The sequence below is a fragment of the Variovorax sp. F042 genome, from assembly GCF_057814215.1.
Genome location: NZ_JBVASX010000001.1, coordinates 1232634 through 1245822, shown reverse-complemented (window position 1 = coordinate 1245822; position 13189 = coordinate 1232634). Strand labels below are relative to the sequence as shown.

Annotated in this window: 14 protein-coding genes; 7 read left to right on the top strand and 7 right to left on the bottom strand. The window is 64.9% G+C overall.

All coding sequences use genetic code 11. The annotated features are described in order from the left end of the window. Nucleotides 1-20: 20 nt before the first annotated feature. The 7 genes from ACZYSP_RS05995 to ACZYSP_RS05965 all read left to right on the top strand — a co-directional run bounded on the left by ACZYSP_RS05995 (nucleotide 21) and on the right by ACZYSP_RS05965 (nucleotide 6819). Entirely contained in the window at nucleotides 21-1556 is a 1536-nt protein-coding gene (locus ACZYSP_RS05995; protein WP_256216986.1) for an RHS repeat domain-containing protein, read from the top strand. After that, complete coding sequence (locus tag ACZYSP_RS05990; RefSeq protein WP_177192879.1) at nucleotides 1553-1843, top strand: hypothetical protein; 291 nt, start codon at nucleotides 1553-1555, stop codon at nucleotides 1841-1843. The genes ACZYSP_RS05995 and ACZYSP_RS05990 overlap by 4 nt, the downstream gene beginning before the upstream one ends. Nucleotides 1844-2140: 297 nt before the next feature. Further along, nucleotides 2141-2596, top strand: a complete 456-nt coding sequence (locus ACZYSP_RS05985) for an SUKH-3 domain-containing protein (protein WP_177192878.1) — start codon at nucleotides 2141-2143, stop codon at nucleotides 2594-2596. Nucleotides 2597-2839: 243 nt separating this feature from the next. Further along, nucleotides 2840-3817: a sugar ABC transporter substrate-binding protein gene (locus ACZYSP_RS05980; RefSeq protein WP_177142476.1), complete on the top strand. Its 978-nt coding sequence runs from the start codon at nucleotides 2840-2842 to the stop codon at nucleotides 3815-3817. A gap of 29 nt (nucleotides 3818-3846) precedes the next feature. Then, nucleotides 3847-4806 (top strand): ABC transporter permease, encoded by a 960-nt coding sequence (locus ACZYSP_RS05975; RefSeq protein ID WP_093050562.1) that lies wholly within the window; start codon nucleotides 3847-3849, stop codon nucleotides 4804-4806. Next, entirely contained in the window at nucleotides 4806-5603 is a 798-nt protein-coding gene (locus tag ACZYSP_RS05970; RefSeq protein ID WP_093050559.1) for an ATP-binding cassette domain-containing protein, read from the top strand. The genes ACZYSP_RS05975 and ACZYSP_RS05970 overlap by 1 nt, the downstream gene beginning before the upstream one ends. Continuing rightward, nucleotides 5596-6819, top strand: a complete 1224-nt coding sequence (locus ACZYSP_RS05965; RefSeq protein ID WP_093081513.1) for an ROK family transcriptional regulator — start codon at nucleotides 5596-5598, stop codon at nucleotides 6817-6819. Before ACZYSP_RS05970 ends, ACZYSP_RS05965 begins: the two co-directional genes overlap by 8 nt. Nucleotides 6820-6947: 128 nt before the next feature. Here the strand turns inward: ACZYSP_RS05965 and ACZYSP_RS05960 are convergent, their stop codons facing one another. The 7 genes from ACZYSP_RS05960 to ACZYSP_RS05930 form a co-directional block, all read right to left on the bottom strand. After that, nucleotides 6948-7412 (bottom strand): DUF2846 domain-containing protein, encoded by a 465-nt coding sequence (locus tag ACZYSP_RS05960; protein ID WP_097198853.1) that lies wholly within the window; start codon nucleotides 7410-7412, stop codon nucleotides 6948-6950. Nucleotides 7413-7608: 196 nt separating this feature from the next. After that, entirely contained in the window at nucleotides 7609-8037 is a 429-nt protein-coding gene (locus ACZYSP_RS05955; protein ID WP_256216985.1) for a DUF6194 family protein, read from the bottom strand. Beyond that, entirely contained in the window at nucleotides 8037-9050 is a 1014-nt protein-coding gene (locus tag ACZYSP_RS05950; protein ID WP_093081507.1) for a Bug family tripartite tricarboxylate transporter substrate binding protein, read from the bottom strand. Before ACZYSP_RS05950 ends, ACZYSP_RS05955 begins: the two co-directional genes overlap by 1 nt. Before the next feature lie 13 nt (nucleotides 9051-9063). Continuing rightward, on the bottom strand, nucleotides 9064-10473 hold the full coding sequence (locus ACZYSP_RS05945; protein WP_371258873.1) for a sensor histidine kinase: 1410 nt from the start codon (nucleotides 10471-10473) through the stop codon (nucleotides 9064-9066). Further along, the gene (locus tag ACZYSP_RS05940; RefSeq protein WP_093081504.1) at nucleotides 10474-11139 is read right to left on the bottom strand and encodes a response regulator; all 666 of its coding nucleotides are present in this window, start codon (nucleotides 11137-11139) and stop codon (nucleotides 10474-10476) included. A 26-nt stretch (nucleotides 11140-11165) separates the two neighbouring features. Further along, nucleotides 11166-12179 (bottom strand): Bug family tripartite tricarboxylate transporter substrate binding protein, encoded by a 1014-nt coding sequence (locus ACZYSP_RS05935; RefSeq protein WP_093081501.1) that lies wholly within the window; start codon nucleotides 12177-12179, stop codon nucleotides 11166-11168. Between the two features lie 82 nt (nucleotides 12180-12261). After that, nucleotides 12262-13056 (bottom strand): IclR family transcriptional regulator domain-containing protein, encoded by a 795-nt coding sequence (locus ACZYSP_RS05930; protein ID WP_093050543.1) that lies wholly within the window; start codon nucleotides 13054-13056, stop codon nucleotides 12262-12264. Nucleotides 13057-13189: the final 133 nt, after the last annotated feature.

The window sequence follows — 13189 nt, the reverse complement described above, 5'->3', positions numbered from 1 at the left end:
GTGACTTACGCTTTGAGGTTGTGCGGGAGCAGGGTAACGGCCTGAGCCAGTGGCAGAAATACGACCCGGCGGGGCGGCTGTTTGAACAGCAAATATCGCGTCCAAAGGCCGGGGCCATCGAGTCGGGTGTCGGCATTCAGCATCGCTACAGCTACGACAAGGTGGGCCATCTGCTGGACATCGGCGACAGCCGGCGCAGCAACCTGAGCTACCGCTACGACCCGGTGGGCCGCCTGCTCGAAGCCAACAGCCGCGTCGGACGTGAGATCTTCGCCTTCGATCCTGCTGGCAACATCGTCGACGCTCCACCGAGCGGCGACCCGCTCAGGCATCCAGCCAACAAGCTGTTGGACAACCTGCTGAAGAGCTACGCCGGCACCAGCTACCGCTATGACGAGCGCGGCAACATGACCGAGCGGTTGCGCAACGGCTGGCGAACCGTCTTCGCTTGGGATGGCTTCAACCGGATGACGGCAGCGACGGATCAAAGCGGCATCACCACCACCTTCAGCTACGACGCGCTGGGGCGTCGACTGTCGAAGAGTTCGGGTGAGGCCACGACCCTGTTCGGCTGGGATGGCGACGTGCTCGCGTTCGAGAGCACTCAGAGCAAGTCAGCGATCGAAGAGGGCGGTGAGCACGGCTGGAGCGTGCATTACGTCCACGAGGCGAACTCGTTCGTGCCGCTGGTGCAGGTGCGCCGGGCAACAGCGATGACACTGAGTGAGACGACGGATGCGAAGGCGCTGATGCAGGCCAATGGCGGCGTCTACGACATCGAGCAGGATCCTTTGTGGAACGGCGAGCAGAGAAATGTGCCGCGTGCGTTCGACAGGAAGGAGATGGCGTTCTATCAGTGCGACCACCTGGGTACGCCGCAAGAGCTGACGGATGATGAAGGAAGCGTTGCTTGGTCTGCGCAGTACAAGGCGTGGGGCGAAGCGAAGGAGGCGATCAGCGAGGCGGGGCGAAGGGCGGGGTTCAGGAATCCGATCCGGTTCCAGGGGCAGTATTGGGATGAAGAGACGGGGCTGCACTACAACAGGTATCGGTACTACGATCCGCTGTCTGGAAGATTCGTTAGTAGCGATCCGATTCGGCTGATCGGAGGCAGCAACCTTCATGCAGCTGTTCCCAATCCGACGGGCTGGGTTGACGCTAACGGTCTTTCTCCCGCTGGAATTCTCAAAAAGGCTGGGCAGGTCAAGGCGGGGAGAAGTGTCACGGTCTGTTCGTTCAAGGAGGCGTCGGCCGTCTTGTTTGCCGCATTCCCAGACGCGCAAAAGTCAGCCGGAGCAGCAGACAAAGATCCTGCAAAGACTGCGAGGGACAAAGCTGCATTCAAATCGAATCGTCAGAACGGCACCGGAAGGGCCTCGTACCACATGGACTTCAAGACGAATCCTGCAACAGGCGTGCTTTACGGGCACGAATCACTTCCCGACGGGCATCCGCATAAAACAATGCCGCATGTCAATGTCATCACGCCCGAGGGCGATCGCGTCGATATTTTCGTGGACCGTCCCACCCAATGTCCTTTGGCGAAGAAGAAATGAGCGACGCAGAAATAATTTCAAAATTAGGTTCAATTGTTCGATCCAAGAAGGTACTCTGGATCGAAGGCGATTATGTGCGGGACGGCGAAATGGTTCATTGGGAATGTTTTATCAAACTACTGGGAGATACGGCTGCAGTTGGTTTTGATGAATATTTGGAGAAATATGAAGATGCTGTCGATTTGTATGATATGTATGTGCGAAATAAATTGCCAGACATTGAATCGGCGTTGAGATTTGTTTTGGATTCATTTCCTCTTGCGGCTGAGAAAATGCGTCGAACTTGATTTTTTAAGAACTAATTGGTCTTGAAGGCCTTGTGGTTGGGTTCGAAAATACTCTCTGAAAAACCCCGTGGTTGGTTATCAAATCTTGGAGAAAATTTCGGGTGATGCTAATTTTATCGGGCTGCATGACCAGCTTCGCCGATATAGGGAGCAAGGCACCTCATTGGAAGAAATGATGCATTGCCTCGAGAGGTTGCGCGTGCGGGCTGAGACGGTACCCATTGAGGAAAAAATATTAGAATTGATGAATGTCGTAAGCGGGCTTTGTGCCTCGACTATTCGAGTATGGCGACTCCGATGAAATTTTGCTTTGACGAAAAATCTCTTTCTCTTTTGAGGCGGGCTGGATGGCACTCGCAGCGAAATGTCAAAACAGATCTATATCTACTGAATTGGCGTAAAGACGGCTATACCGTATTCCCGCATGCACTGGAATTCGCTCGCTCCTTCGGCGGGATTCACCTAGCGCACCGCGGATATGGCAGCGACGCTCCTGACGAAAGCCATTTCGATCCGTCTGTCGCAACGCGGCGATTTGATCGGGCTTGGGCGGTTGATAAGTACGAGGGGCTTGCGAAAGAAATTCTGATTCCCGTCGGGCAAGGTTATTCAGGACATCTCACATTTCTCATCGGGACCCAGGGCGGTTTTTATGGCGGGTACGACGACTACTTCTGCAGGATAGGGGAAACTGTGGAAGAAGCATTGGCCAATATTCTTTTCGGCAGAGCGTTCGAGAAGCTTCCCGGTTGATATGGGCGTGCAGATGAATGCAAACCCTCTGCCTCTAGCCGTGAGTGAGGCACTCAACCTCGGGTTTCCGATAACTAAATCAGCTTGATTTAGTCCTTCTCCTGCCCGATAGTCCCCCTGCGCCCGGATACCGAGCCTTCAAGGCCCGAGCGATCCGGATCCAAAGACCGCAGGCGCCTCGCCGCCCGCCCAAGGAGACAAACCATGCACAGCACCTCCCGCTCCATCCTGGCCATCGCGGCCATGTCCCTCGCCGCAGTGACCGCATCTACCGCCGCTTTCGCCGCAGACCAACCCATCATCGGCCTGGTCACCAAGACCGAAACCAACCCCTTCTTCGTCAAGATGAAGGAAGGCGCGCAGGAAGAAGCCAAGAAGCAGGGCGCCAAGCTGCTCTCCGGCGCGGGCAAGGCCGACGGCGACAACGCGGGTCAGATCACCGCGATGGAAAACATGATCGCGGCCGGCGCCAAGACCATCCTGATCACGCCTAGCGACGCGAAAGCCATCGTGCCGGCGATCAAGAAGGCGCGCGACAAGGGCGTGATGGTGATCGCGCTCGACAGCCCGGCCGATCCGCCGGACGCGACCGACGCGCTCTTCGCCACCAACAACTACACGGCCGGCGTGCTGATCGGCGAATACGCCAAGGCCGCGATGGCCGGCAAGCCCGCGAAGATCATCGCGCTCGACCTGCTGCCGGGCCACCCGGTGGGTGCGCAGCGCCACAACGGCTTCATGAAGGGCTTCGGGCTGCCGGCCAACGAGGCGAAGTCGAACGAGTTGTCGAAGGCGCCCGAAATCGTCTGCATGGCGGACAGCTATGGCGATCAGGCCAAGGCGCAGACGGCGATGGAAAACTGCCTGCAGAAGGCGCCTGACGTGAACCTGGTCTACACGATCAACGAGCCCGCCGCGGCCGGTGCCTACAACGCGCTGAAGCGCGCAGGCAAGGAGAAGGGCGTGCTGATCGTCTCGGTCGACGGCGGCTGCCAGGGCATCAAGGACACCAACGCCGGCATCATTGCCGCGACCTCGCAGCAGTACCCGCTGAAGATGGCCGCGATGGGCGTGGCCGCGGGCGTCGAATTCGCCAAGACGGGCAAGAAGGCCTCGGGCTATGTCGACACGGGCGTGACGCTGATCGCGGGCAAGAGCGTGGCGGGCGTCGACAGCAAGGACACGAAGACCGGCGCCGAGCTGTGCTGGGGCAAGAAGTAAATAGCTGACAGCCCCCAGGGAGTATCTCGATGGCGAAATCTGCGACGCACCACATTCCGTGGGGCGCCTTGGGGCCGTGGCTGGCCCTTCTTGGCGCGTGCATCTTCTTTGCAACCCAGTCCGACCGTTTTCTCACGGGCGGCAACCTTTCGCTGATCCTGCAGCAGGTGATGGTGGTCGGCGTGATCGCCATCGGCCAGACGCTGGTGATCCTCACGGCGGGCATCGACCTGTCGTGCGGCATGGTGATGGCGTTGGGCAGCATCATCATGAGCAAGTTCGCCACCGAACTCGGGCTGCCCGTGCCGGTGGCCATCCTGTGCGGCATCGGCGTGACGACGCTGTTCGGCCTGCTCAACGGACTGCTGGTCACGCGCATCAAGCTGCCGCCTTTCATCGTGACGCTGGGCACGCTGAACATCGCCTTCGCGATCACGCAGCTGTACTCGTCGTCGCAGACCATCACCGACCTGCCCGGCGGCCTCACGGGCCTGGGCACCACCTTCACCATCGGCAACGCCGAGGTGGCGTGGGGTTCGGTGCTGATGGTGGTGCTCTATGCGCTCACCTGGTTCGTGCTGCGCGAGACGGCGGCGGGCCGGCATATCTACGCGGTGGGCAACAACGCGGAGGCCACGCGGCTGGTCGGCATTCCGACGCAGCGTGTGTTGCTGGGCGTGTACGTGGCGGCGGGCGTGCTGTACGGCATCGCCTCGCTGCTGTCGGTGGCGCGCACCGGCGTGGGCGACCCGAACGCGGGGCAGACCGAGAACCTCGACGCCATCACGGCGGTGGTGCTCGGCGGCACCAGCCTGTTCGGCGGGCGCGGCATCGTGCTGGGTTCGCTGATCGGCGTGCTCATCGTGGGCGTGTTCCGCAACGGGCTCACGCTGATGGGCGTGTCGTCGATCTACCAGGTGCTGGTGACGGGCGTGCTTGTGATTCTCGCGGTGGCCGCGGACCAGCTCTCGCGCCGGGGAGCCCGCTGATGAACACCGTCACCAACCCCAAGATCGTCATGCAGGCCAAGGGCCTGGTAAAGCGCTATGGCCAGGTCACGGCGCTCGACGGCGTCGACTTCGAACTGCGCGAAGGAGAGATCCTCGCGGTGATCGGCGACAACGGCGCGGGCAAGTCGTCGCTCATCAAGGCGCTGTCGGGCGCGGTGGTGCCCGACGAGGGGCAAATCCTGCTCGACGGCCAGCCGGTGCACTTTCGCAATCCGCTGGATGCGCGCCGCGCCGGCATCGAAACGGTTTATCAAGACCTGGCCGTGGCCCCGGCCATGACCATCTACGAGAACCTGTTCCTCGGCCGCGAGCTGCGTCGCCCCGGCTTCCTGGGCAGCGTGCTGCGCATGCTCGACAAGAAGCAGATGCTGCTCGAAAGCACGGCCCGCATGGCGGACCTGAAGGTCGGCATCCAGTCGATGACGCAGGCGGTCGAAACGCTCTCAGGCGGCCAGCGCCAGTGCGTGGCGGTGGCGCGCAGCGCGGCCTTCGCGCGGCACGTGGTCATCATGGACGAGCCGACTGCCGCGCTGGGCGTGAAGGAGGGCAACATGGTGCTGGAGCTGATTCGCCGCGTGCGCGACCGCGGCCTGCCCGTGGTGCTCATCAGCCACAACATGCCGCACGTGTTCGAGGTGGCCGACCGCATCCACGTGGCGCGTCTCGGCAAGCGCGCGGCGGTGCTCGACCCGAAGAAGATCAGTATGAGCGACACCGTCGCCGTGATGACCGGCGCCATGACGGCCGACCAGTTGCCCGCGGAGGCGCATGCCTGATGCGGACACTTCTGCGCGCACGCCCGACCTGTTGCGGCCCCGTGGCTCCAACCAGGTCGGCATGCGCCAGTTCAACGAACGCACGGTGCTGCAGGCATTGCGCGTTCACACCAGCCTGCCCAAGGCCGACCTCGCTCGGCTGACCGGGCTCAGCGCGCAGACCATCGGGCTCATCACCGCGCGACTGGAAGAAGACGGACTCATCGTCAAGCAAAGCCGCGTGCGCGGGCGCATCGGGCAGCCTTCGGTGCCGCTGGCGCTGAACCCGGACGGCGCCTTTGCCATCGGCATCAAAGTGGGCCGGCGCGGCGCCGAATGGCTGCTGATCGACTTCACCACGCAGGTGCGCGAGCGCCATGCCATCAGCTACGACTTTCCCGATGCGGACGAGCTGCTGCCCGCCATCACGCAGCACATGCACCGGCTACGCGACGGGCTGGGGCCGCTGGCGGCGCGCAACGTTGGGGCCGGGCTGGCCGCACCGTTCCAGCTCGGCGGCTGGCACCGCACGCTGGGCCTGTCGAAAGCGCAGTCCGACCTGTGGAACCAGATGGACCTGGCCGCCGAGGTGCGCGCGCGCACCGACGTGCCGGTGAGCTTCGCGCGCGACACAGTGGCCGCCTGCGTGGCCGAGCTGGTGGGCGGGCGGGGGCACGACCTCAAGAGCTTCCTGTACATCTTCGTAGACACCTTCGTGGGGGGCGGGCTGGTCATCAACTCGCATCTGCACACCGGTGCGCACGGCAATGCGGGCGCGCTCGCTTCATTGCCGATGCAGCCGCCGGGCAGTCGCGGTGCATTGCCGCCCCAGCTGGTTGCACAGGCGTCGCTCTGGGAGCTGGAGCAGCGCCTGATCGACGAAGGCCTCGACGCCATGGCCGCGTATGACGACCGCGCCTTGCAGCCGCCCTATGCCGCGATGACGCAAGCCTGGCTGGAAAGCGCATCGCAGGCGCTGGCACATGCCATCGTGAGCGGCACCGCCATGCTCGACCTGCCGGATGTGGTGGTGGACGGCTCGATGTCGCGCCCGCTACTGCAGGCGCTGCTCGACCAGACCCGCGCCGCGCTGGACCGCTGCAACTGGGAAGGCCTGTGGCAGCCGCGGCTGCATGGTGGCAAGGCGGGGGCGCAGGCTTGTGCGCTGGGCGGCGCGATGCTGCCGCTGCACGCGAACTTTGCGCCGGACCACGACGTGTTTCTGAAGGCCGGTTGAGAGGCCACCGACGTCGCAACGCACCTCATGCACGCCTTGGTGGCCGACCACTCCTTGAGCGAAGGCCGGTGTCGAAATTGCCTGGGGAGGGCGATCGGCCGCTTGTGATCGCCCCCAAGGGACACTGCTTACTTGCTGCACTTGCCCGGCTGCGCCAGGCCGAGTTTGGCTACATCGGCCTTGCCTTGCTCTTCCGGAATCTGCTCCAGGTCGGCGCCGCCCACGAAAGCTCCCATCTTGATGAACTGCCGGACGAAGTAGTTCTTGCCGGCATCCATGAATACCTCCAGGGAGTTGGGCGAGAACTCCGATTCCGTTTCGATCTTGTTCTTCTTGCCGCCGTCCACCTGCGTGTAGAAGAACACGTCGGATGCACTCTCGCCCAGGCAGTTGCCGTTGACCCAGATGTCCTTCTTCAAAGCCTTCCCGGCGAAGCTATTGCGATAGACATAAAGGCCGGATTTCCCGGCGGCCGGGGCGCTGAACTGCTTGGCCTTGTCGCTCTCCTCCTTGCTGGCCATATTGACGGAGGCGCATCCTGTCATCAGCAGCGCCGACAGGACAACGATGCTGCTCTTGTGATTGATCTTCATTTTTGTGATCTCGGTTGTGTACAGAAGACCGAGTACTCCCTCGACCCGGCCGCTCGCGGCAGTGGTGTCGCGAGCGGGGGCATTATGCTTTTTGTTTCAATGCGTAATCTGGATTCAGATGGCGGATCCCCGCCGAAATTGGCGTTCCAGGAACATCGCTGTGCGGGCCCCGGCAGACAGCTGCCGGGCTATTTGTCTATTTGTTCTTGTCTCTTGCGGCCGCGAGGCTGTGGGCCTCTGCAATCAACGGCTTCATCTTCTCGAATGTCCTGTCGCTCGGGTTGATCACACTGACCCAGTACATCTTCCCGTACACAGGATGTGGCATCAGCCTGTCGAGCGCGGTGTAGTCGATGGCGGCGGTGTCCGTCGCGCCGAACAGCGCGTGGAAGGTCTCCTTGCCCACGCCGATGTTCAGGCGGAATACGCCGGGGCGGTCCAGATTCGAGGCGTTGTCGAACTCGCTGTCCTTCGTCACGAGGGTGGCAAAGGGAAACTTGTTGTCCGAGTTGTGGAAGAAGAAGGTGTTGTCGTCGGCAACCTGGAAGTGGCCGCCGGCCAGCAGGTCGATGATGTGTTGGGTGATGGCGTCTTCGGTCATGAGCGCGATCTTGCCTGCGTTCATCAGGAGGGCCAGCGCCGCAGTCCCAGTTCGTCCGCCAGCCGGCGGTAGGCCTTGATCTGCGCCTGCACGTAGTCGTCTAACGCTGCGCCGGTGAGCGCGAAGGGGTACAGGCCGTGCTGCTCGCGCAACGCGGCGTAGCCGGGCGCGGCACTCGCTTCGCCGAAGGCCGCGACCCATGCGCGTACCGCGGCTTCAGGCACGTCAGCGCTCAGGTACAGGCCGCGCACGGTCGGCCACACCAGGTCGATGCCTTGCTCGCGCGCGGTCGGCACGCCGGTGAGCGCGCCGCCAAGCCGGTTCTCCGACAGCACCGCGAGCAGTCGCACCGCCGCGCCGCCCGCAATGGCCTGCAGGGCTTCGGCTGCATCGCCGGGGAACACGTCGACATGCTTGCCCTGCAATGCGCTCAGCGCATCCCCGCCACCTTCGAAAGAAACGAAGCGCATGGCCTTGTGATCGCGCCCCGCCGCGCGCACCAGCAGCGCGGCCTTCACCCAGTCCTGGCTGCCGACCGTGCCGCCCGCGCCAAAGGCGATGCGCGACGGGTCTTGCCTTAGCGCGGCGACCAGGTCTTGCAAGCGCTTGTAGGGCGAGTCGCGGTGCACCGCGATCACGCCGTAGTCGGTGCCCAGCGTGGCGATCCAGCGCACAGCCGAGGGCGAATGTGGACCGAAGCGGCCTTGCGCGAGGTTGAGCAGCGAGCCGCTGGAAAACGCCACCAGCGTGCCTGGGCCGCCGAGCTTGCCTGTGGCGACACGGTCGAAGGCTACGGCGCCGATGCCGCCCGGCAGGTAGCGCTGGGTGAGCGGTGGGCGCGCGGGTCGCACGGCCTGCAACGCGTCGCGCGCCAGCGCGCAGGTCAGCGCGAAGCCGCCGCCGGCCTTGGCGGGGATCACGCAGTCGGCGGCATTTTCGGAGGGGTCGTTCGCGGCGGCCATTGCGCGCACGCTGAAAGGCATCAGCAACGCGCACAACGCGCGAAGTGCATGGCGGCGGGTGGGCGGCGTGGACATGGAAATGGGCCCGTCAGGTGGCGGCCGGGCGAGGCCACCAGATGATCGCATGCAGCCCCGGGCCGGCCTCGCGCGCCTCAAGTCGCAGTTCGCCCCGGTGCCGCTGCGCAATGGAGCGCGCAATGGCCAGCCCGAGCCCGAAGCCGCCCTTGCCGGCGCGCGCGCCGCGCCGGAAGCGCTGGCCCAACGCGGCGCGCTCTTCGTCGTTGAGACCGGGCCCGTTGTCCTCGACGTTGAGGCTCCAGCCCGCTGCGTCGCCCGCGGCAAAAAGCGTGATCGTGCCTTCGGCCGGCGTGTAGGTGATCGCGTTGCTCACAAGGTTGCCCAGCGCTTCGCGCATCAGCCCCCGGTCTGCCACGGCAAGGAACTCCGGCGTGGGCGAATGAATGCCCAGGTCGATGCGCTTGGCGCGCGCCAGCGGCAGCAGGTCGACCGCCACTTCGCGCAGCAGCGCCGCAAGGTCGAACTCGGCGGGTTCCACCGACACCGTGTCGCTGCGGCCCAGCGCCAGCAGCTGCTGTGCGCTGCGCGTCGCGCGGCCGATCTCGGTGCCCAGCGCGTCGAGCGCCACTTGTACTTGCGCCGGGTCTTGTTCGCGCCGTGCGTAGTCGGCCTGCATCTGCAGCGTGGTGAGGTGGGTGCGCAGCTGGTGCGAGGCGTCGTCCAGAAACTGCCGCTGCTGCGTCACGAGGTCTTGCGTGCGCGACATCTGCTGGTTGACTGCGGCCACTAGTGGGCGCACCTCGGCGGGCAGGTCGGTCTCGGCGATGCGCGTGAGGTCGTCGGGCGTGCGCGAGCCCACCTCGCGCGCCAGCCGCGAGAGCGGCCTCAGCGCCGCCGCGAGTGCCAGGGCGGTGCCGCACAACAGCATTGCCAGCACCAGCCCGTCGCGCAACGCCGCGCTGCGCACGAAGCGCGCGCTGAACTCCTGCCGCGAGCGCGTGCTTTCTCCAACCTGGATCAGCACGCTGCGCCCGGTGCTGCCGGCCGGCGCGCGGTCGAGGTCGCGGCGGTAGGCCGCGAGCCGCACTGCTTCGCCGAAGTAGGTGGCGTCGTAGAAGGCCGGCACGCCCATCGCCAGTTCGGTGGGCGGCGCGGGCAGGTCGGCGCTGCCGAGCTCCACCAGCCCGTCAGACGTGGACACACGAAAGAAGACCTGGCCGCTCGCCGTCAGCTCGAAGAACTCGAACATGGTGTACGGCAGCTCGACCGACAGGCCGCCCGATGCGGTCGAGATATTGGCGTCGATGGACTTGAGCGCACCCAGCAGCGAGCGGTCGTAGGCCGCGTTGGCGGCGGCCAGCGCGTCGTGCCGCGTCATCCACAGCTCCAGGCCGGTCACGACCAGCAGGGCGGGGAAGAGCAGCAGCGCGAGCCGCTGCCAGAGGCTGGCGCGGCGAAGGCGTTCACGCAGGCCGCTCACTCAGTCTGCTTCCAGTACATAACCGAGCCCGCGCAGCGTGACGATGCGAACCCCGGTGCCGTCGAGCCGCTTGCGCAGCCGGTAGACGAAGACTTCGACCGCCTCGGGGTGCACCTCTTCGTCGTCGGAGAACACGCGATCGAGGATCTGCTGCTTCGACAGCGGCTCGCCGCTGCGCTGCACCAGCACGCGCAGCACCGCCAGTTCGCGCGGCGAGAGCGCCAGCGCCTCGCCGTTCAGCGTGAAGTGCCGGCGCGCGCCGTCGTACACCAGCGGGCCGCAGGCCAGCCGCGGATGCTCCACGCCACGCGCGCGCCGCACCAGCGCGTGCAGGCGCGCTTCGAGCTCGGCCAGCGCGAAGGGCTTGGCGAGGAAGTCGTCGGCGCCCGCATTGAGCGAAGCCACGCGCTCGTTCAGCGAGTCGCGCGCCGTGAGGATCAGCGCCGGCAGCCGCTGGTCGCGCTCGCGCAGCCGTTGCAGCACCGTGTGCCCGTCGAGCCCGGGCAGGCCCAGGTCGAGCACCAGCGCATCGTGGTCGCGCTGCTGCAGCGCCCGGTCGGCCAGGCGACCGTCGTCCACCCATTCGACCTGGATGCCCGCATGCTCCAGCGCCTTGCAGAGCCAGGTGCCCAGGGTGTGTTCGTCTTCCGCCAGCAGGATGCGCATGGCGCCGATGCTAGGGCCTGCCGGGATCAATCAGGCTTGATGTTTGCCCTTGCGATGACTTTTTGCCAGCGGGTTTGCTCGGCAGCGATGAACTGCGCGAACTGCTCCGGCGTGCCGCCGATGGCCTCGGCCGCATCGGCGGTCAGGCGCTGCATGGAGTCGGGCGACTTCACCGCCTTCATCGTCTCGGCCGAGAGCTTGGCCAGGTTGGCGGGCGTGATGTTGGCGGGCGCGAGCATGCCGTACCACTGCGTCATCTCGAAGCCCGGGAAGCCCTGTTCGGCCACGGTCGGCACGTCGGGCAGCTGGGGCAGGCGCTTGGCCGATCCGGTCGCGATGCAGCGCACCTTGCCCGCCTTGATGAACGGAATGATCGCCGCCGCGCCGATGGCCGATGCGTCGAGCCGGCCCGAGAGCAGGTCGGTCACCATCGGGCCGGTCCCGCGGTAGGGCACGTGCAGCATGAACACGTCGGCTGTCATCTTCAGGTACTCGAAAGCCAGGTGGCCCGCGCTGCCGTTGCCCGCCGAACCGTAGCTGAGCTTGCCCGGCTTCGACTTGGCGTATGCGATGAACTCCTTGAGGTTCTTCGCCGGCACGTCGGGGTGCACCACGTAGAGGCTGGGCACCTTGGCCAGCAGGCTCACGGGCTTGAAGTCCTTGTTCGCGTCGTAGGGCAGCTTGGCGAAGATGTACGGATTGACCGCCAGCGTGCCGATGTGGCCGAGGATGATCGTGTGCTGGTCGGTGCTGCGCGCCACTTCGCTCATCGCGATGTTGCCGGCCGCACCGGGCTTGTTGTCGACGAAAACGCTCTGGCCCAGCGTGCGCGAGAGCTCGGCGGCGGTCGAGCGCGCGACGATCTCGGAGCTGCCGCCAGGGGCGAAGGGCACGACGAAGCGGATCGACTTGCTTGGCCAGGCGTCCTGGGCCGAGGCCAGCGAAGGCAGCAGGCCGCCGAGGGTGAGGGCGCCGCCGGCTTGCAGCCAGTGGCGGCGGCTCAGGCTGTGGGCGTCGTCAGGGGAAAAGAGATCGGACATGGTGCTTGTGTCTCCAGCGCTTTTGGATTGAAAGCGCGCATCCTGCCCGGCGGATGCTGTCGGAAAGCTGTCAGTCAGACGGTCAGATCAGATTGCGCATCGCCTGCGCCGTCTCACGCAGCACCGGCAGCACTCGCGCAACAGCGTCTTCCGAGCTCTCGTGCCCCATCGGCATCGTGATGTTCAGCGCGCCCACCAGCGTGCCGTGCCGGTCGCGCAGCGGCACCGCGATGCCGCGTGAATTCAGGTCGAGCTGCTGCTCGGACAGCGCCCAGCCTTGTGCCCGAATGCGCGCGAGTTCTAGCTTCATGCGTTCCATGCTCGCGATGGTGTGTGAAGTGAAAACCGTCAGCTGCCGTGTCGTCAGCCATTCGTTCAGCTCGGCGTCGCTGCGCAGCGCCAGCATCAGCATGCCCGAGGCCGTGACCTGCGCCGGCACGCGCGCGCCGAGCACGTAGCCGGTGCTCATGCTGCGGTTGGGGCCGTTGCGCGCGATGTAGACCACCTCGTCGCCGTCCATCACGCTGAGGTAGGCGATCTCGTTGGTGCCCGCTGCCACCCGCTGCAGAAAGGGCTGCACCACGCGCGGCAGCCGGGCCGATTCCAGGTACGACTGGCCCAGCCGCAGCACGCGCGGCGTGAGCCAGAACAGCTTGCCGTCGCTCGCCACATAGCCCATGTGCTGCAAGGTCAGCAGATAGCGCCGCGCGGCGGTGCGGGTCATGTTCGTGCGCTGGCCGGCCTGGCTGGCGGTCAGGCGCGGGTTGGCGTCGTCGAAGGCCTCGATGATGCTCACGCCACGCTCCAGACCTGCGATCCAGTCGCGCTTGTCCAGGCCGGGGGGCGGCGCCGGGTCGTCCTTGCTGTCCTTGCTCATGGGCGGAAGTGTGCCTGTGTGGATGGGTTCGGAGTTTGCATTTGATGACAGTGAAAACCCTTGAATTGAACGATCAGTGATTTTTTGAGTTCGATAATCGCACGATTCTGAGTGCCAATGGCTGCATGATTCA